The 16,481-nt window shown below is 69.5% G+C and carries 33 protein-coding genes and 1 tRNA gene; 20 read left to right on the top strand and 14 right to left on the bottom strand.

Annotation, left to right across the window (positions count from 1 at the left end; all coding sequences use genetic code 11):
• Positions 1 to 43 precede the first annotated feature (43 nt).
• From VFO68_RS32365 to VFO68_RS32355, 3 genes are all read right to left on the bottom strand, one after another.
• A complete protein-coding gene (locus tag VFO68_RS32365) occupies positions 44 to 1,126 on the bottom strand; it encodes a hypothetical protein (protein ID WP_325162230.1) in 1,083 nt (360 codons plus the stop codon).
• Positions 1,123 to 1,407 (bottom strand): hypothetical protein, encoded by a 285-nt coding sequence (locus VFO68_RS32360; protein ID WP_325162229.1) that lies wholly within the window; start codon positions 1,405 to 1,407, stop codon positions 1,123 to 1,125. Before VFO68_RS32360 ends, VFO68_RS32365 begins: the two co-directional genes overlap by 4 nt.
• Before the next feature lie 73 nt (positions 1,408 to 1,480).
• Entirely contained in the window at positions 1,481 to 2,182 is a 702-nt protein-coding gene (locus VFO68_RS32355; protein ID WP_325162228.1) for a hypothetical protein, read from the bottom strand.
• 1,005 nt (positions 2,183 to 3,187) lie between these two features.
• Between VFO68_RS32355 and VFO68_RS32350 the strand changes: the two genes are divergently transcribed.
• The 10 genes from VFO68_RS32350 to VFO68_RS32305 all read left to right on the top strand — a co-directional run bounded on the left by VFO68_RS32350 (position 3,188) and on the right by VFO68_RS32305 (position 6,407).
• Positions 3,188 to 3,403, top strand: coding sequence for a hypothetical protein (locus VFO68_RS32350; protein ID WP_325162227.1), 216 nt, complete (start codon positions 3,188 to 3,190; stop codon positions 3,401 to 3,403).
• On the top strand, positions 3,403 to 3,702 hold the full coding sequence (locus VFO68_RS32345) for a hypothetical protein (protein WP_325162226.1): 300 nt from the start codon (positions 3,403 to 3,405) through the stop codon (positions 3,700 to 3,702). The genes VFO68_RS32350 and VFO68_RS32345 overlap by 1 nt, the downstream gene beginning before the upstream one ends.
• On the top strand, positions 3,699 to 3,908 hold the full coding sequence (locus VFO68_RS32340) for a hypothetical protein (protein WP_325162225.1): 210 nt from the start codon (positions 3,699 to 3,701) through the stop codon (positions 3,906 to 3,908). The genes VFO68_RS32345 and VFO68_RS32340 overlap by 4 nt, the downstream gene beginning before the upstream one ends.
• Complete coding sequence (locus VFO68_RS32335) at positions 3,908 to 4,195, top strand: hypothetical protein (protein ID WP_325162224.1); 288 nt, start codon at positions 3,908 to 3,910, stop codon at positions 4,193 to 4,195. The genes VFO68_RS32340 and VFO68_RS32335 overlap by 1 nt, the downstream gene beginning before the upstream one ends.
• A complete protein-coding gene (locus VFO68_RS32330; RefSeq protein WP_325162223.1) occupies positions 4,182 to 4,736 on the top strand; it encodes a hypothetical protein in 555 nt (184 codons plus the stop codon). Before VFO68_RS32335 ends, VFO68_RS32330 begins: the two co-directional genes overlap by 14 nt.
• Positions 4,733 to 5,176, top strand: a complete 444-nt coding sequence (locus VFO68_RS32325; RefSeq protein WP_325162222.1) for a hypothetical protein — start codon at positions 4,733 to 4,735, stop codon at positions 5,174 to 5,176. Before VFO68_RS32330 ends, VFO68_RS32325 begins: the two co-directional genes overlap by 4 nt.
• Positions 5,173 to 5,361, top strand: coding sequence for a hypothetical protein (locus VFO68_RS32320; protein WP_325162221.1), 189 nt, complete (start codon positions 5,173 to 5,175; stop codon positions 5,359 to 5,361). Before VFO68_RS32325 ends, VFO68_RS32320 begins: the two co-directional genes overlap by 4 nt.
• A complete protein-coding gene (locus VFO68_RS32315) occupies positions 5,358 to 5,672 on the top strand; it encodes a hypothetical protein (protein WP_325162220.1) in 315 nt (104 codons plus the stop codon). The genes VFO68_RS32320 and VFO68_RS32315 overlap by 4 nt, the downstream gene beginning before the upstream one ends.
• A 21-nt stretch (positions 5,673 to 5,693) precedes the next feature.
• Complete coding sequence (locus tag VFO68_RS32310) at positions 5,694 to 5,921, top strand: hypothetical protein (RefSeq protein ID WP_325162219.1); 228 nt, start codon at positions 5,694 to 5,696, stop codon at positions 5,919 to 5,921.
• Positions 5,922 to 6,167: 246 nt separating this feature from the next.
• On the top strand, positions 6,168 to 6,407 hold the full coding sequence (locus tag VFO68_RS32305; RefSeq protein WP_325162218.1) for a hypothetical protein: 240 nt from the start codon (positions 6,168 to 6,170) through the stop codon (positions 6,405 to 6,407).
• A 4-nt stretch (positions 6,408 to 6,411) separates the two neighbouring features.
• Here VFO68_RS32305 and VFO68_RS32300 read toward each other — a convergent pair whose 3' ends face one another.
• Positions 6,412 to 6,768, bottom strand: coding sequence for an HIT family protein (locus VFO68_RS32300; RefSeq protein WP_325162217.1), 357 nt, complete (start codon positions 6,766 to 6,768; stop codon positions 6,412 to 6,414).
• A gap of 159 nt (positions 6,769 to 6,927) precedes the next feature.
• On the opposite strand from VFO68_RS32300, the gene VFO68_RS32295 reads away from it, so the two are divergent.
• The 10 genes from VFO68_RS32295 (at position 6,928) to VFO68_RS32250 (ending at position 12,278) form a co-directional block, all read left to right on the top strand.
• Complete coding sequence (locus tag VFO68_RS32295) at positions 6,928 to 7,050, top strand: hypothetical protein (protein ID WP_325162216.1); 123 nt, start codon at positions 6,928 to 6,930, stop codon at positions 7,048 to 7,050.
• A 70-nt stretch (positions 7,051 to 7,120) separates the two neighbouring features.
• Complete coding sequence (locus tag VFO68_RS32290; RefSeq protein ID WP_325162215.1) at positions 7,121 to 7,489, top strand: hypothetical protein; 369 nt, start codon at positions 7,121 to 7,123, stop codon at positions 7,487 to 7,489.
• Positions 7,490 to 7,571: 82 nt separating this feature from the next.
• A complete protein-coding gene (locus VFO68_RS32285; protein WP_325162214.1) occupies positions 7,572 to 7,952 on the top strand; it encodes a hypothetical protein in 381 nt (126 codons plus the stop codon).
• Positions 7,949 to 8,227, top strand: coding sequence for a hypothetical protein (locus tag VFO68_RS32280; RefSeq protein WP_325162213.1), 279 nt, complete (start codon positions 7,949 to 7,951; stop codon positions 8,225 to 8,227). Before VFO68_RS32285 ends, VFO68_RS32280 begins: the two co-directional genes overlap by 4 nt.
• Positions 8,227 to 8,919, top strand: coding sequence for a hypothetical protein (locus tag VFO68_RS32275; RefSeq protein ID WP_325162212.1), 693 nt, complete (start codon positions 8,227 to 8,229; stop codon positions 8,917 to 8,919). Before VFO68_RS32280 ends, VFO68_RS32275 begins: the two co-directional genes overlap by 1 nt.
• Before the next feature lie 15 nt (positions 8,920 to 8,934).
• Complete coding sequence (locus VFO68_RS32270) at positions 8,935 to 9,195, top strand: hypothetical protein (protein WP_325162211.1); 261 nt, start codon at positions 8,935 to 8,937, stop codon at positions 9,193 to 9,195.
• 250 nt (positions 9,196 to 9,445) lie between these two features.
• A complete protein-coding gene (locus tag VFO68_RS32265) occupies positions 9,446 to 9,712 on the top strand; it encodes a hypothetical protein (RefSeq protein WP_325162210.1) in 267 nt (88 codons plus the stop codon).
• Between the two features lie 128 nt (positions 9,713 to 9,840).
• Entirely contained in the window at positions 9,841 to 10,515 is a 675-nt protein-coding gene (locus VFO68_RS32260; protein ID WP_325162209.1) for a hypothetical protein, read from the top strand.
• On the top strand, positions 10,502 to 10,753 hold the full coding sequence (locus tag VFO68_RS32255; protein ID WP_325162208.1) for a hypothetical protein: 252 nt from the start codon (positions 10,502 to 10,504) through the stop codon (positions 10,751 to 10,753). The genes VFO68_RS32260 and VFO68_RS32255 overlap by 14 nt, the downstream gene beginning before the upstream one ends.
• A complete protein-coding gene (locus VFO68_RS32250) occupies positions 10,746 to 12,278 on the top strand; it encodes a terminase large subunit domain-containing protein (RefSeq protein ID WP_325162207.1) in 1,533 nt (510 codons plus the stop codon). Before VFO68_RS32255 ends, VFO68_RS32250 begins: the two co-directional genes overlap by 8 nt.
• On the opposite strand, the gene VFO68_RS32245 is transcribed toward VFO68_RS32250, so the two are convergent.
• From VFO68_RS32245 to VFO68_RS32200, 10 genes are all read right to left on the bottom strand, one after another.
• Positions 12,279 to 12,488 carry a DUF6233 domain-containing protein gene (locus tag VFO68_RS32245; protein ID WP_325162206.1) on the bottom strand — a complete coding sequence of 70 codons (210 nt, stop codon included), beginning with the start codon at positions 12,486 to 12,488 and terminating at the stop codon, positions 12,279 to 12,281.
• A 14-nt stretch (positions 12,489 to 12,502) separates the two neighbouring features.
• Positions 12,503 to 12,850: a DUF6011 domain-containing protein gene (locus VFO68_RS32240; protein ID WP_325162205.1), complete on the bottom strand. Its 348-nt coding sequence runs from the start codon at positions 12,848 to 12,850 to the stop codon at positions 12,503 to 12,505.
• Positions 12,851 to 12,878: 28 nt separating this feature from the next.
• Positions 12,879 to 13,442: a hypothetical protein gene (locus VFO68_RS32235; RefSeq protein ID WP_325162204.1), complete on the bottom strand. Its 564-nt coding sequence runs from the start codon at positions 13,440 to 13,442 to the stop codon at positions 12,879 to 12,881.
• A 136-nt stretch (positions 13,443 to 13,578) separates the two neighbouring features.
• Positions 13,579 to 13,652 (bottom strand) — tRNA-Met (locus VFO68_RS32230).
• Positions 13,653 to 13,661: 9 nt separating this feature from the next.
• Positions 13,662 to 13,985, bottom strand: a complete 324-nt coding sequence (locus VFO68_RS32225) for a hypothetical protein (RefSeq protein WP_325162203.1) — start codon at positions 13,983 to 13,985, stop codon at positions 13,662 to 13,664.
• Positions 13,978 to 14,604: a hypothetical protein gene (locus VFO68_RS32220; RefSeq protein ID WP_325162202.1), complete on the bottom strand. Its 627-nt coding sequence runs from the start codon at positions 14,602 to 14,604 to the stop codon at positions 13,978 to 13,980. The genes VFO68_RS32225 and VFO68_RS32220 overlap by 8 nt, the downstream gene beginning before the upstream one ends.
• Complete coding sequence (locus tag VFO68_RS32215; RefSeq protein WP_325162201.1) at positions 14,601 to 14,906, bottom strand: hypothetical protein; 306 nt, start codon at positions 14,904 to 14,906, stop codon at positions 14,601 to 14,603. The genes VFO68_RS32220 and VFO68_RS32215 overlap by 4 nt, the downstream gene beginning before the upstream one ends.
• Complete coding sequence (locus VFO68_RS32210; RefSeq protein WP_325162200.1) at positions 14,903 to 15,139, bottom strand: hypothetical protein; 237 nt, start codon at positions 15,137 to 15,139, stop codon at positions 14,903 to 14,905. Before VFO68_RS32210 ends, VFO68_RS32215 begins: the two co-directional genes overlap by 4 nt.
• Positions 15,139 to 15,633: a hypothetical protein gene (locus VFO68_RS32205; protein WP_325162199.1), complete on the bottom strand. Its 495-nt coding sequence runs from the start codon at positions 15,631 to 15,633 to the stop codon at positions 15,139 to 15,141. The genes VFO68_RS32210 and VFO68_RS32205 overlap by 1 nt, the downstream gene beginning before the upstream one ends.
• 2 nt (positions 15,634 to 15,635) lie before the next feature.
• Positions 15,636 to 16,466, bottom strand: coding sequence for a hypothetical protein (locus tag VFO68_RS32200; RefSeq protein ID WP_325162198.1), 831 nt, complete (start codon positions 16,464 to 16,466; stop codon positions 15,636 to 15,638).
• Positions 16,467 to 16,481: the final 15 nt, after the last annotated feature.

The raw sequence follows: 16,481 nt of genomic DNA, 5'->3' as shown, positions 1-16,481 counted from the left end.
GCCGCCTCGCCCTTCTCGGACCCCTGGGGTTGGGCACCAGGTGTTACCTGCCACCAACCGGCAACGAGGTGTTGCCTGGGTCACCGATGATCACGGTGCAGTTCTTCGAGACCTTGCACGCCTCGGCGGCCTGCTTCTGCGCCTCGATCTCCTGCAACCGCACGTAGCCGGGGCTGTTGCCCACGCCTTCCAGGATGGCCGCCCGGTCCGCCTCACCCTGCGCCTCGATGCGCTTGGCGTTCGCGTCCTGCTCGGCGGCGTAGGCTCGCGCCCGTGCCGCCGCGATGTTCGAGTCCTTGAAGTTGACGTCGGTGATCGTGATCCGCACCGGCGGGCAGGTGCCCTTGACCTTCTTCTCCTCGTAGACCGGCTGGCCGTTGGCGTCCAGCACCTGCTCCTCCATGGAGCTGCCGCTGTTCTTGACCTTCGGCCGCCACTCGGTCCACTCGACCTCGGCGCCGCCCGCGAAGCCGGTGCCGCAGAAGTACTTGCCGCCCAGCTTGTCCTCCAGTGTCCGCTGGAAGGTCGGCGCCAGGTTGCGCTCCATGGTCGTCCACACGTTGCCCGTGTTCGCGTCCAGCGCGTCCGCGTCGTACTTGCGGGTCTCCTGCCGCAGCGCCGTCTCCTCGGCGGGCACCAGCGTGTTCAGCAGCATCTTGTTGAAGTTGCCCTGGTTGAAGCCGTCCTCGCCGTCGGCCGAGATGCCGTAGCGGCGCCCCGTCGACTCCCAGAACCGCACGATCGGCGACTTCGTCCCGGCCTTGCAGTCCGAGTTGAGGTAGAAGTCGGCGGTCGCGTACACCACGACCTCGGGGCCGGGCTGGCTGGCGCCGTTGACGGTCTCCGGCAGCGTGCCCGAGGCGATCGGGTCGGCCGTGTCGCCGCCCTTGGGCCGGATGTTCCAGGTCCGCAGCGAGGTGGGCAGCGCGTAGATCTCGTCGTCCACCGGGTACGAGCCCGACTGGCCCGGCTGGATGCACTCCTGGAACTGGCGGGACTCGCCGGTGCCAGCGGTGTAGTACAGGATGATCTGGTCCGGCGCGGCGTAGGTCGAACACGCGGTCAGCGTGACGCCCAGCGCGGCGACGGCCAGGAAGATCCCGCCCCTCCTGATGGTCTTGTTCATGCGGTCTGGTCGATCCTTCCTCTGCGGTATTCCCTGACGTGCTGGCGGATCTTGGCCGCCAGCAGGCTCTCGATGTCGCTGACGTTGTCCAGCTCGGTCTCGATCTTGTCGACGGTGATCTCCAGCGCGAGCAGGTTCTGGCCCGCCTTGTGGGCCTCCTGCTTGGCGCGCTGCCACTCGTCGCGGCGCACAGCCTCGCGACGGTCCTTGACCGCCCACGCGATCAGCGCGGCCACCAGCACGACGATGATCACCACCAGGACGGCGATCACGACTTTCACTCGGTCCTCCTCGGGGGGATCGGGGGCCGCTCACGCGGTCCGGATGCGGTAAGGCTAGCCGTTGGGTGCGCGGCTAGTCAATGGGGTCGTCGTCGAGGTCATCCAACCCCAGCAGCGGCCCCGCCACATGCGGCGCACCCGCGCCCCGGCGGGTCACCGTGTCGCCCGGCTCGAACGCCCCGTCGACCATGCCCGCGACCACCTCGGGCTCATCGTCATCACCCACCGCGAAGCCGGGCGGCAGGCGGAACCACACACCCCACCGCTGCCTGCCCGGCTCGGCCAGCGCGGTCACCCCGCGCACCCGGACCGCCCCCAGGAACTCCAGGGCCTGCGTCGCCATCGACACCGTCACCGGCACGTTGTCCAGCGATGAGCCGAACGAGGCCACCGCCTCGGCGCGCACGTGCACGACCTCGGCACGCTGGCGGGTCTTGCCCAGCAGCGGGGCGTTGTCGAGTAGGGCGCGGTCGTACGAGGCCGTCGGGGGCACAGCATTCAGGTAGGCCCGCAGCGCGGCCTGCACGCGCAGGCGGTTGCGCTCGTCCACCAGTAGGCCGTTCGCCTGGGCCGCGTTGCGCATGCGGACCTCGACGCCGCTCACGTCGTCCGGGTGGAACCACATGCGCATGGGCTCGCCGGGCTCGCGCTTGATCAGAGTGGGCAGCACTCCGGCGCGCACCAGGTCGCGCACCTCCTGCTCGTTCTTGTCGAGGATGTCGGCCACGTCCGGGGTCGTCAGCGCGAACCCCAGGGCCTGGTGATCAACCGTCATGCCGCAGATCATGCACCAAAGGCTTGGAGATTGGCAAGCCGGTACTGACTGCGCTCCGCAGTCAAGCGTCATGCATGGACAGTCATGGGCTGTGATTTATGTTGGTCACCAACATCAGACAAGGGTGTCCAGAAAATCGGGTACATCCCCAGGTCGCGCATGCATGTGGGACACCCTCCAGTGCATGGTTGTCCAGCTTGACTCAGACCCATGACCTTTGTGGACAGATGCATGTACCGGCCGGTAACAAGCCTCCTACTGTGGCTTTTCCCGCCCGCCGAGCCGGGGCCGCCGCAGGGGCCGCCGAGGGGTCGAAACCGTGCCCTTATAGGGGGTGGTCCGGTCACGCCAGGGTCGAAATTTCGACATGACCCATGATGCATGACTGCTTGATCTGGTCTGATCTGCGGAAAGGGTACTGAACCAAGCATGAAAGACATGACCTGCATCAAGCATCATGCATCAAGCGTTTGAGTCATGGCTGAATCAGCACCCCAGGGTGTCCAGTCCACTCGGATGAACCCGCAGGTCAGAGCCGGTCAAGCTGGACAACCATGCATTGGCGCCCTGACCACATGCATACCGACCTGCGGAAACGCGAGGATGCATGGACACGCTTGATAGGGAAGGGTGTCCACGAATGGCCGAAAATACCCCCCGGGGGTATCGGACGGCTCGTCAACCGGGCTTGACTGGCCCATGATGCATGCCGACCACGCATGACCTGCTTGACTCACCCAGAGTATCGTTACCAACATTGTTATCCGGATGAGACATGATCTTGGTAGTAATTTAAAGCGCTGATTTGCCGGAGCTACGCAGAGTGCCGTGACCTAACGCGCTGTGCTTGGTGTCGCGTAGCCGCCACGAGACCGGCTAGGCTGTGCTCTGTCGGCCCCGGCAGCGCCGCCCGCCCTCCACTTCCTCGCAGCGCGAGGCGTGCTCGACAGACCGGGGCCGACACCTAGTTGACAAGCCGGTGATCACGCGGCTAAGCTACGCGGCATGAGCAATGCGCAGACCGCCCTCGCCGCCCCGCCCGCCGTCACCACCGCCGAGAAGGCCGCCATGCTCGCGGGCACCGTGCTCGTCGCGGTCCTGCTGACCCTGCCGGTCACGCGCGGCATCGTCGTCGACTCCGTGGTCACCACCCTGCACTTCGTTGCCGACGTCGCCGCGAGCGCGGCGCACGCCGTCGGCAGCGTGCTCGGGCTGGCCTGATGGACCCGGCCAGCCTCGCGGTCGGCGCGGCCATCCTCGTCCTGGGCTACCTGTTCGGCAGGGTCGGCCGGTCGCGTCGCGCTTCCAGGACCGGCAGCCCCTCCTACGTGTGCGGGTGCAGGCACCACCTGTCCCTGCATGACCCCACAACCGGCGCCTGCAAGGCCAGCGACTACAGCGTGGCGCAGGACCGCTACCGCCCCTGCTCGTGCCAGCAGTACATCGGCGAGCGCCCGTTGGACCTCAGCCTGATTGAGCAGCAGGCCCAGCGCGCCCGGCAAGCCGAGGGTGACTCGTGAGCGGGGACCACCGCGAGCTGTCGTTCGCCATCCTCACCGCCGACTACGAGCACTGGACGCCCGAGCAGCGCGCGGCGGCCGAGGCCGACCCGAACACCAGCCTGTACTCCGATTACGCGGTCGCCCTGGTCGCCGAGGCTATGCATGCCGCAGGGCAGGCTGTCATCGACGCCCATCCCGAGATGTTCCGAGGAGAGTTGATCTAGTGACCGACACCCGCGCCTTCGACGACGACCGCACCACCGGCCCGCTGCGTTCCTGTGGCAGGTGCACCAACGGTGAGGGCGAGACCGTGCTGAAGTTCGACTGCCCGGTGCACGGCCGCCTCGCCGAGTGGGCCGCCGACAACGCCGACCCCAAGATCGTCGAGAAGGTCGCCGACGCCGCCAGCTCCCACGAGCGCGCCGCCGCCGCCTGGGGCGAGATCACCGGCGCTGTCGCCGACGTCTTCGAGACCTTCGCCGGAAAGCTGCGCGGCCGTGGCGACCGCTGACCACCCGCAGCGCCGCGTACTGGACGGCGTGGCCCGCTTCGGCCACTCCTTGCCCGCGCTGGCCGCCCTGACCCTCGTGCTCTCCGTGCCGTCCTGGCTGCACATCGACGCGCTCTACCCGTACACCAGCCCGGCCTGCTTCATCGCCGCGATCCTGATGTTCCTGTCCCTGACCCACACCGTGCTGCCAGAACACGACTGCCAGCGGTGCGACCGCGCACGCGGCCACACCCCGCAGGATGTCGCCGACCGGCAGCTGTGGACCTTCTGGTTCTCCCACCGCCTCGACGAGCAGCCCTCGCTCACCTGGGGCTGCCTGATCGCCGGGGTGATCGTCACCAACACCGCCGTCCACGTCACCGGCGTGACCCTGCTCTACATCCCGCTTGACCTCGGCTTCACGGCCATGTGCTGGAGCACCTGGCGCCACTTCTTGTTCGCCCCCTGGTGCGCGTACTGCCGCGACGGAGGCGGCGGTGGCTGGGACGGCGACCACGAACGCATCCCCGACCCCGAACCCGTTGGGCAGGGCACCCGATGACCGAGACGACCGCCATGGCCTACGGTCCCGACCGGCCCGACGAGCATGGCCACCGCAACCCCACCAACGCCGAGGTCGTCGTGCTCGGCGGCCATGCCGCGCTGTGCGTCCCCGACGAGGCCCTGGTGGAGGTCGAGACTCTGCCGGGCGACTGGGCCGAGCCCGGCCAGCGGATCACCGTGCGCCGCATCCAGCTCGGGCACATCCGGCGCCCCGGCTACAACCGGCGGGCTGCCATCGCCGCCAAGTGCGCCATGTCCACCCTGGCCAGCCGTATGCACCCGGCGTCCGGCCCGTTGCGGTCCTCTGACCCCGTGGCCTACTGGGACCTGCGCGCCAGCATGGACGACCAGCGCGCCGCGCTCTGCCTGGCCAACGGCATCCCCGTCGAGCAGGTCAGCCGGGACGGCTACGACGTCAGCAGGACCGCGCGCAGGTGATCGACCACCGCAGCGAGGCCCTCAACCGGTACTGGCACCGCTATGCGGCCTGTCCGCGATGTGGCGTCGAGGCGGGCGACATCTGCATCGACCAGCGGTTCCCGGACAAGATCCCGTGGCGGCGGACCCTCAAGCCGCACGCGGAACGTCCTCGCATGGACGGCAGGCCGAGGAGGAGATCGTGAATCGGTTCTTTGGCGAGCCCTGGGGCGCGCCGTTCATTGCCGACGCCGAGCAGGTGGCCGCCCCGGTCGGCAAGCCGTGTCTGGAGTGTGGCGAGCTGGTGGCCGAGGGCGACCAGGGTCTGCTCGTCCCGCACGCCCGCGCGGGCGACGATGGGCGCCCGCTGTCCACCGATGCCCCGGTGCATCGTGAGTGCCTGGTGCTCGGTGTGTTCGGGCACGTCGCTGGGACCTGCTTCTGCCATCAGGGCCTCGGCACCATGCGCGAGCGCGGCCGGGCCACGGTGGCGTGGCTGGAAGTGAATCGTCAGTAGGTAACCAACTGGGAGGACACTGTGGGGAGAAAGGGCAACGACAGCAAGGACGAGAAGAAGCCGGACCCGCCCAAGAAGCCGGACCCGCCCAAGAAGGCGTGGCAACACCGCAAGGGCGGCACCGGCGCCGGAACCCCGCCCCGCGAGGGCATGAGCACTGCCAGCCGCAAGAAGTGCGGCAACGACCACCCCGCCAACAGCGAGGGCAAATGCTTCACCGCAGGCTGCGTCCACTACGTTCGCGGGTGACATCCGGCGGCGAGGCTGCCTGACGAGGCGCTCAGTAGAGGATCGCCGGTAGGGGTGGGCGGGGTCGCGCGACGCGCGCTGAGCGGTAACGTGCCCCCCGGCCCGGCCGCGCAACGGCTCCGGCCTACCCCGCCTGACGGCCCCGGCTCGATCGAGCCGGGGCCGTCGGCCTTCTGTGCCAGATGGCACGCTCCAGCCCCGCCGCACGGCGTACTCTGCCCGCGCCCGAGCTGGCAGCCTTGGCTCATGGCAATCGAGCAGCTGCTGTCCTTCGCCCTCGCCGCGCTGGCCCTGACCAACGCCGAGCTGGCCGGACGCAAGCGCCGCGCCGCCTGGGTGGTCGGCATGGTCGCCCAGGTGGGCTGGATCTGCTTCATGCTGCTCACCCGCAACTGGGGCTTCCTGATCTCCATCACCGGCTTCACCGTGATCTACATCCGCAACTACCGGGCATGGTCGCGCAGGCCGGAGCCCGCCGCCGCGTAGGCGCTCACGCCGCCGCACTCCAGGGCAACGCCAGTCCGTCGCCCGCACGGCGGGGCACCAGGTGCACGTGCAGGTGGAAGACGGTCTGGGTGGCGACCGCGCCCTGGTTGGTGATGATGTTGCAGTCGGCGTAGCCGAGCCGCTTGGCCAGCTCGGCGGCGCGGGCCATGGTGATCGCGGTGACCAGCGGCTGGTCGGCGGCGTCGCGAACGTGCACGCGCGGGATGACCAGGATGTGACCCTCCGTGCACCCGCGCTTGCCGCCGCGTTCGCGGGGGAAGATCGCGATAGTGTCGGGCCACTCGGCGACGATGGTGGCGGGGCCGGTCCCGGTGGCGATGTCGCAGAACGTGCAGGTCATGTAGCTATTCCAGCGAATGACGAGCCGTCTCGAAACCGGTTGATTGTTTCCTAGGCCAACAGGAAACAGGAAGCCCTCGGCGAGCGATGTAGAGATTGACTAGCCGTTGACGAAACGGCTACGATAACTACGTTCCGCAACCAGCCCGAGGAGTACCTAGTGATCAACACCGCCTGCCCCGCCGCCCTGCCCCGCGTCTCCGAAGAGGAGTTGGACGCGGCCGACAAGATCATCGACGAGCTGCACAAGAAGCACGGGGACGTCTTCGACTTCAGGGGTTGACGAGCCGGGCGGAACACGGCTAAGCTATCCATGTTCCGCCCGATACAACTCCACAGAGATGAGGCCCCCAATGGCTGCGATCACCTGCGGCAACCGCGCCCGCCACAACGGCACGACCGGCACCCACGCCACCGTCGACAACGTGCGCCGCTGCTACCTCGACCCCGATGCCGAGATCTGCAACTGGTTGATTGAGATCCCCGCCCACTGGGTCGAAGAGATCGAGGACATCGTGGACGCCCAGATCGTCGAGTGCGGCGCACTCGCCTGGGAACTCCCCGACGGACGTGGCTGGACCTGCGAAGCAGGCCACGAGCACATCCACGCCGAGGTCCGCGACCAGGAAGGCTGGGACTACGCCGAAGACCTCGACGAGGCCAACCGCCTCGCCAAGGTCGGCGTCGCCTCCGTCCAGATGGACGGTCGCCCGTGGGTCTGAGCACCCACCCCCGCAGCCCCGCGCGAATCCCCCCGCGCGGGGCTGCGGTCTCTCCTCATCTCACCTCACTGAAAGGCTCGCCATGCTGCAACACACCGTCGCCCCCGTCCCCGCCCGGCTGTCCGGCAAGCGCGCCGCACTCATCGAGGGCATGAAGCGTTACTACCTCAACCCCAACGCGCTGTGGCAGCCCGTCCCCGCCTACGGCCTGTCCATCCGGTTCAGCAGGCGCGGCCTGGACACCCCCGAGATCCACCAGCGCACCTCGAACTTCCACGGCGTCCACATCCGCGCCCGCTGGCCGAGCCCCACCTACGACCAGCACGTCTTCCTCACCCTCACCTCCACGCAGTCCACTCCGATCCTCGGCGTCGCCCGCGCCCCCTGGGTCGGCCGCTCCGACAGCACGATCACCTTGGCCCGTGCCCTGGAGGTCCTCGACGACCCGGCGAGCGCGCTGTGAAGATCAGCCACCACACCGAGCGGTTGATCCGCGAGGCCGCCGTGCTCGGCTTCGTCAACGGCTTCTGGTCGGCGGGCGGCCAGTCCGGCGACGTGCCGCCGGACCTCGACATCCTCGCCGGGGTCCTCCGGGCCGCCCGGAGTAACGCCGACCTCTACCCCACCCTGTCCGGCATCGAGTTCTCCGACAGCAACCCCGTGGTCGCGCACATGGCCACCGAGGACACCGACCGGCTCGCCGCTCTGCGAGCGCTAATCGAGGAAGGTCTGCGCTGATGCTGTTGCCCGAGCCGCCTCTGAACGAACACGGCCGCCTCGCGGTCAACACCGCCGACATCGCCGAGCACCTGGAGTACGGCCTGACCGCCGGGTGCACGGTCTGCGACCACTCGGCCATCCACTGGTGGCGCATGCCTACCGGCGAGTACATCCCGGTGCACGCCGCATGCGCCCGCCGCCTGGTCAACGGCTGGCACGAGCGGATCGAGAGCGGCGACGTCGGCCAGCCCGAACTCGGCGGCGGCGCCCGCCGAGGCGCCTACGCCCGCCGCGCCACTGCCACCGGCGCCCGCGTCCATCCGCCCCGGCCGCGCTCGGCTCCGTCGCGGTCGCTCGGCTCGCCGTACTTCCGGCCTGGCATGCCCAAGGGTGCCCCCTGGGTGATCGTGATCGAGTCCACCCACGGCCGCCTGACCTTCGTTCACGGCGACAACGAATCCCACGCCCGTAAGGTCTTCAACCAGGACGCGGCCCTGACCGAGCGCGGCCTGCCGCTGTGGCCCAGTGGCCCGATGGCCCTGGGCGCCGCCCTGCTCGATCCCACGGGCGCGATCGTGGACGGCTGGGGCGAGGAGTTCGACCTGGACTCGCCATCCCCGCACAAGCGACCTGAGCCCCACCGTCCAGTCGTCGCCGACAAGCCCGGCAAGCGCAAGCGGGCCAGCGCGAAGGACAAGACCTACGACTAGCCCTACGATGTGGCCATGACGACGACTCTCGCGCTGCTCAAGCCCGGCGACCTGGTGCATCTGGTGATCGAGAACCCGGACGGCGACCCGAACCCCGAGGTGTGCTCGAAGCTTTGCCACGAGACCACCGTGGCCGACGTCGACCCCGAGGCGGACACGATCGGCCTGGAGGGCGGGGTAGCCGCCGCGTTCGACGGGGTCAGCCTGCCCAAGATCGAGGCGGGGCCATCGGGCCGCGAGCTGGGGACGTTCCACCTCCCCGCCATGTGCGGCTGATGCTGGGCGCGCTGATCGCGGCCGGGCTGTCCCTGGTCGGCACCTTCCTGATCATCGGGTTGTGGAACCGGTCTTTTCGTCCCTGACGTCTACCTGGTTGATCATTCAACAGATGTGACTTACCCTCGCGTTGCGGCCCCCGTCTGACCATCCCCGGTGCGGGGGCCGTGGCGTATCCACTCTCCTATTGACGAGCCGCTGTGACACCGGCTAAGCTATCGGTGTTCCGCTCGATCAAGGGAGAACCGCCATGCACCCCAAGTTCGCCGAGTTCATGACCGGCAAGCCGGACGCGCTGCTCATCGGCGCGCTGCGCCTGGTTGACGCCAAGCCCAACCCCGACGAGCACGAGCGCATGACCCGCGCCGCGCTCATCGAGGAGCTGGAGAACCGGCACCCCGACGCCAGCGCCGCCGTCGAGATTGCGTTCGACTCCGCGCAGCTTGCGCTCATGGAGACCGGCGTCGAGCCCGAGGTGGACTACGTCGCCGTCCTGCTCGCCGCCATCTCCGCCTGACCCAGGGCGCACGAAGGCCCCCCGCCTCGACAACGGGGGGCCTTCCCATACCTCTGGACAACCGGCCCGCTGAGCGTACCTCCGCGAGCCTGCCCTGCGCATCCGCGCATGCCGCTTACCCTGGGCGCATGGCGGAAGATCAGCACCACGACCCGGTAGCCGAGTGGCCCAAGGGCGCCCGGCCCGCGCAAGCCTGGGCCGACCCCGCCGACCCCACCCTGCCGCCCGTCTCGGCGGGCTCGGCCGCCGACCGCAAGGCCGCCCGCATCCTCGCCGACCGCCTGCCCGGCTACGGCGACCCCGCCGTCCGGCCCGTCCAGTTCGCAGAGGCGTACGCCCACCTGGTCGCCGTCTCCTGCGCCCGCGCCGAGTTCTACGGCATCCTGCTCGCCCAGCAGTACGAGGCCGAGGGCATCGGCGCGCTGATCGGCCACAAGCTCGACGTCGACCGGTTCGGCGACACCCACGAAGTCGCCGAGGCCACACGGGGACTGGCCGCCCTCGAAGCCGAGGAACGCGACCGCGCCGCCAAGCTGATCAAGGACGGCGTCCGGCTGGGCATCGAGGCCCAGAAGGTGGACGTCATGCGCTCCTACGGCCGCACCGTCGTCGAAGCCCTGAAGGCCCTGTGTGGCGAGCTGGGCATCCCCTGGGAAGTCGAGGCCCGCCGCGCCGCCCAGCGCGCCATCCTCGCCGCCAGGACCACCCTGGGCTACCAGGTGGCCGCCCCCGACCGTGCAGGCCCCGCGCTCACCGAGACCGAACGTGCCAAGCTCACCGGAGGCCACCATGCGGACTCGTAGCCTGCTCGCCCTCGCCCAGCTCTGGCGCTGGCGTCGCGTCCGCCGACACGGCGTCGTCCTCGTCGTCCCCCGCCAGCCCGCCCCCCTCGGCATCGCCTACACCTGGGACGGCCGCTGCGTCGGCACCGCCGACCGCGACCACCTGGCCCGCCAGCTCACCCGCACCGAACGGCGCCGCCAGCACGCCGTAGCCGCCGACATCCGGCGCGCCCACCCCGGTTGGCCCGGCCGTGACTGACCCGCTCGCCGACCTGTCCGACGAGGGCCTGGCCGGACTCTGGGCCATCGCCCAACAGCTCGACCAGAACCCCAACGGCACCGTCACCGACTGGGCCAACCTGGGCAGCCTCGACGACATCGGCCCCGAGTTCGACCCGGAAGACCAGGTGTGGGCCGGGATCCAGCGCCAGATCCTGACCGACCTCGAACCCCCCCGGCCGCTGCCCTGGCGCAACACCGCGCGGACCTCCCAGCTGCCCCCGCCCGGCCGCTGGCGGCACTGGCTGATCATGGCGGGCCGTGGCTGGGGCAAGACGTTCGTCGGCGCCGGGTGGCTCGCCGAGCGGGCGCTGGCCGACCCCGGCGACTACGCCATCGTGGCGCCCACCCTCGGCGACGCGAAGCTGATCTGCGTGGAAGGCCCCTCCGGGCTGCTGAAGGCCCTGGGCGGCGAGGACGGCCCGCACGTCGCCAACTACAACCGGTCCGAGTACACGCTGTACCTGAAGAACGGCAGCCGCATCCGGCTCGGTTCGGCCGACGCCCCCGCCCGCATCCGAGGCTGGAACTTCAAGGGCGTCTGGTGCGACGAGGTGGGCTCGTGGAAGGACCTCACGGTCTGGAACGAGGGCATCAAGTTCGCCACCCGCATCGGCGACCCGCGCATCATCATCACCACCACCCCGACGCGCGGCAACAAGATCCTCGTCAAGCTACTCGACGCGCACCGCGACGCGGGCGGCTCGATCGCGGGCGGCCTGGCCGCCAACACCTACCTCACGCGCGGCGGCACCCGCGAGAACGCCAAGAACCTCTCGGCCGACTGGCTGCGCGAGATCGAGGAAGAGTTCGCGGGCACCACCCTGGGCCGCCAGGAGCTGGACGGCGAGCTGTTGCGCGCCGTGCCGGGCGCGCTGATCACCCTCGACATCATCGAGCAGACCCGGCTTACCGCCGAGCGGACCCCGGACCTGTGGCGCGTGGTATGCGCGGTGGACCCGGCGGTCACCAACACCGAGGACTCCGACGAGTGCGGCATCATCGTCGCCGGGCTCGGCCCTGCCCCGACCGACTGGGTGCAGCCGCCCAACACCCCGCCATCGCTGCCCAACGCCCCGCACCTGTACCTGCTGGAGGATTATTCCCGCCGGGTGACGCCGTACGCGTGGGCGCAGAAAGCCCTCGAAGCGTCCGACGACTGGGCGGCCGGTGCGATCACCGCCGAGACCAACCAGGGCGGCGACCTGGTGCACACGATGGTGCAGCTGGTCGCCGAGCAGTCGAAGCTGCGGGTGCCACACCTGACCAAGGTCACCGCGTCGGTGGGCAAGCGGGCGCGAGCCGAGCCGATGGCGGGCATGTGGGAGCAGCACCGCGTGCACGTGGTTGGAACGCTCAAGCACGTCGAGGACCAGTGGGCCTCGTGGGTGCCGGGTTCGGCGAAGGACTCGCCGGACCGGCTGGACGCGTCGGTGTGGGCGGGCGTCGAGCTGCTGCCTCACCTCGGGGTGAAGCCGGGCTCGACGGTGCGGCTGATCGCCTGATCAGGTCGAGTCGGCGACGTAGGACGCGAGTTCGAGCGGGTTGCATAGCTTGCACGCCACGGCCCGGCCGTTGTCGTCGGCCAGCCGCAGCACCTCGGCCGCGTCGATCGGCACGGCGTACCGGCCGTTGCCGACCCGGCAGGCCGCCAGGTGCAGCACCCGGCGGCGCTCGCTGACGCCGCGCTTGCGCGACGTGTTGACGACGAACATGGTCAGCTCGCTGTTCAGGCGGCGGCCACCGCGTCGAGGACGCGGGCCGCGATCAGGTGGTAGCAGGTCCGCCCGTGCTGTCCGGCGGTGCAGGTGCACAGGGTGGCGTCGGTGCGGTGGATGGCGCTGGTGCCCTTGACGACGTAGAAGGTGTCAACCCCGGAGGGGGTGATGCCGCCGGAGGCGATGAGGGCCATGGCCTTGTCGACCTGGGGCTGCTTGAAGGTGGCGACGGTGGCCGCCACCTTGGTCTCGACCTTGGCGGCGCAGGTGCGGCCGTAGCCGCGTGCGACCGAGCGGGGGTCGGTGAGCTTGCGGTGGCAGCGCTTGCAGATGGCGGGCGCCTGCGTCGTCGTGGTCATGAGGATAGTATAGCCGGTCAACCGACGGCTAGTCAACCTTCACGTCGTCCCAGGTGACCTGAGCCCAGCAGCGCGTGATCTCTGGACGGTAACCCCAGTCAAGAGGCTGCTTGTCGTCCTTCCAGCCCGCGCCCGCGACCAGCACGGCCTCGGCGATGGCGGCGTGCTTGCGGGCCAGCATGTCGCGCACCATGTCCGAGACGGTGCCGCCATGCTCCGCGATGCGGGCCTGGACGCCAGAGTTGTACCGGACGTAGGCGCGGACGGCGGTCTTGCGCTGGTCGTCGGTCATCTCGCCGGACAGAGGCAGGCCGTACAGCTTCAGCATGCGCACCGCGTCGTGGGCGTTCATCAGGGTCTGGAGTCGGGCGCCGGTGGCGGCCGAGCGGACGGCCGCGCCGCCACCGCGAACGCCGAGCGCGCGGGCCGCGCAGGTGGAGCCGTAGTAGCAGGGCTCGCCGTCGTCGTTGCCCTCAGCGTCCACCGGCATGATGATCACGGTGCAGCGCAGGTCGGCCTTGCCGCAGTTCTCGCACTCCACCACGTCGCTGGTGGTGCCGATGTAGCGGAAGTTGCCCTTGTCCGTCGTCATGCCAGTAGACTAGCCGGTGGTTCACCGGTTCGTCAACTCCGGCCCGGCGACCCCGCCGCGAAGGACGGGGCCGCTTGCTCTGCCGGGCTGAGCTACCGCCCCCACAGGGTGCGGACCGGATTCGAACCGGCGACCGTAGCGGAGACAGGATTCGAACCTGCGGCCTGCGGGTTATGAGCCCGCCGCGCTACCGAGCTGCGCCACTCCGCTGCACCCAGACTAGCCAGGCTCGACAACCTCTTTCGCCGTGAACCACACCCCGGCTCGCCCGCGCCGTTCATCTACGGCCCAGATCTGTTCGCCGTACTCGTAGCCCAGCCGGTACCAGCCCACCTCGGGTTCGACCGCTGACAGCTCGGACCCGAACCACGCCTTGATTGAGGAGTCGGCCAACACGCGCGCCCGGTCCACGTCATGCGTCCCCAGCACCACCGCGCCAGCCGACCAGCCATGAACCGTGTCGTCTTCCCACGACCACGCAACGATCTTGCGCGGTCGGTAGGTCCGCCCGTCGGGCCGCTCGATCGGTTCCAGGTCAGCCATCGTCCTCACCGATCAGCATGGACTCGTCGGTGTCGAAGTCGCGGCCGTACAGCGTCCGGTGCTTCTCCTTGCCGAGCACGAACGGGTGACCGCGCCGCAGCGCGCACGGGTGGGCGGCCACCGATTCCAAGCATGGCTCGTCGCACCCGCAGCCGGGGTAGCGCCGGTTGATGGTGAACACCGCGTTGCACGGTTCCGCGATCGAGCCCGCCTTGCCGTCGGCGCCCAGCAGCTGCTCGAACAGCGGGCTGCGTTCCTCGGGTAGGACGGCGTTCTGGAAGTGGTGCAGCGCCGACACGGCGAGCCGGTGCTGGCGGCGCAGCTCGGCCAGCTCGTGCTCGCGTTGCCGGAGCGTGTCCGCGATCTCGCCCACCTTGCGCTCGGCCATCGTGGTGTTGTTGCGCGCCGACGCGGCGGCCAGGCGTTCCTCGACCAGCTCGGTGCGCAACGCCTTCAGCGTCTTGGCCCGCTCGGGATCCCCGCCGAGGGGGTGGACCTCGGCGAACAGGTCGGCGTGGACGTACACCCCTGGCGCCAGCTTGATCATGTCGTCATCGCGCACGGTGGCGACGAGCGTGGCTTCGACCTTGTTGTCAAGACCCTCTGGCTTGCTGATCATGAACTCGCCTCGTGATTCGTGAATCGTGAATGCCCGTCGATCGAGCAGCAGGTGCACGGCGTGTGCTTGCGGTGCAGGTGCCGCAGGCCGCCCTCGGTGGCGCGCTCGCGGGCATGCCGGTCCGGCTCCTTGCCGATGGTGGCCCGGTAGCGGTCCTCCATTCGGTCTGACCGGTGGTAAGCCCGCCGCCCGCAGATCCGGCACTCCCACATGTAGGTGACCCGACCCGCGTCCCAGATGGGCCGCCGGGCGCGGCGCACCGAGATGGGGTTCTCAGGCGCCGCGCCCAGCTTGACCGTCACCGCTTCCTCCGGCGGCGCATCCTCGGCGCGGTCGCCGAGTTCAGGCCGTGCGCGCAGCAGGCGCAGACGCGCAGCACGTACGGCCTGCTGCCCTCCAGGTTCATCTCGCCGCCGGGGAAGGCGACCGCCCGCAGGTAGTCCTCCCCCGGCTCGATCCAGCCCGAGCAGCCCGGCCCGAGGCGGTCGCCGCACGGCCACCGCCTGCGGGCCGTCACCGTGTGCTGGGTCTCCATCAGCGCCCCAGCAGCTCGTTCAGCACCCGCTCGGCGTGCGGGCGCAGCTGGTCGGCGTACCGGTCGCGGCGGTCCTCCAGCAGGCCGGACTCCTCCACGTACGCGGTCGAGAGCGTGATGGCGGCCCGGTCCAGCAAGCCCTCGATGTCCGACGCCTCGATCACCTCGAAGGGCTGGTGAATCCACAGCCGCAGCAGGTACTCGCCCGCGCGGGTGAGGAACACCGGCGACCAGTTGATCACCTGTCCGGCCGAGTCGATCCGGTCCACCGGCGTACCCGCCGGACGCAGGTAGTCGATCAGGCCCGCGTCGAGGAACCGGTTGGCGTACTTCAGCAGCGCCTCATGCCACCCGACGTGGCCGCCGACGGTGCGCCAGCGCCGGTTGAACGGCGGCACCGTGCCGTCGGCGTGCAGCCGGAACTGGAGGCGGTTCTCTCCGATCAGCCCGAGCGTGTCGGCGGCGCGCTTGCTCACCTGGTAGGGGTTCTCCATGATCAGCCCCTCATCCGCAGGTCGCCCATCGTGACCACGCCCCGGCTGTCGCGCGGCAGCTGCAAGCGCTCCAGCTTCTCGTTCTTGCGCCACCCGTTCCAGCAGCGCACGTAGAAGTAGAGGATCTCCGCGCGCTCGCGCGAGCGGGCCTTCGTGGACGCCCAGTAGATCAACTTGTTCCGCAGCAGCAGCACCGGCGAGCCGTTGTCGAGCCCGGCGCCACTGGTCAGCAGGCCGAAGAACTCGCTGGCGGTCTCGGCACCGGCCGCCTCGGCGGCCATGAAGTAGACCGCGCCCGAGGTCCCCTTGGACGCCCTGGTCGCGTGGTACAGCGCGCGGGCGTGCGTGGCGGCGGCCTCCACGGCGTTCGTGTTGGCCTCGACGAACTCGACGATCTCGAACGTCGAGTACTTGATGTTCATGCCCGGCAGGTCGTTGCCTTTCCAGTGCATCACCAGCGCCGCGATCTGCGCGACCTCGTTGGGGTGGGCCACCCCCTCGATCTTCAGCTGGTCCGCCGGGCTGCGCTTGACCCCGGAGTCCATGTAGCGTTGGCTGTCCGGCTCCAGGTTGCGGATGACCACGAAGGTCTGGGGAATGCCGGACTCGATCACGGCGGCGAGGCGGTTCTGGCCGTCCAGCAGTTCACCGCCCCGGTCGAAGCGGATGGGGTCGCCGATGAAGGTCCACTCGCCCTGACGCATGGCGCGGGTGTACTGGTTGATCGACTTCCGCTTGAAGGCGCGGTTTTGCGCGTTGTGGTGCTCCAGGATCTCCTTGGCCTCGGCCGGGCCGATCATCTCCGTGGTGATCTTCGGGTTGCTGTTGGTCATCTCTCTCCCTCGGGA

The sequence above is a fragment of the Actinophytocola sp. genome, from assembly GCF_035712165.1.
Taxonomy (GTDB): Bacteria; Actinomycetota; Actinomycetes; order Mycobacteriales; family Pseudonocardiaceae; genus DASYTH01.
This window is presented reverse-complemented; position numbering and strand designations above follow the sequence as displayed.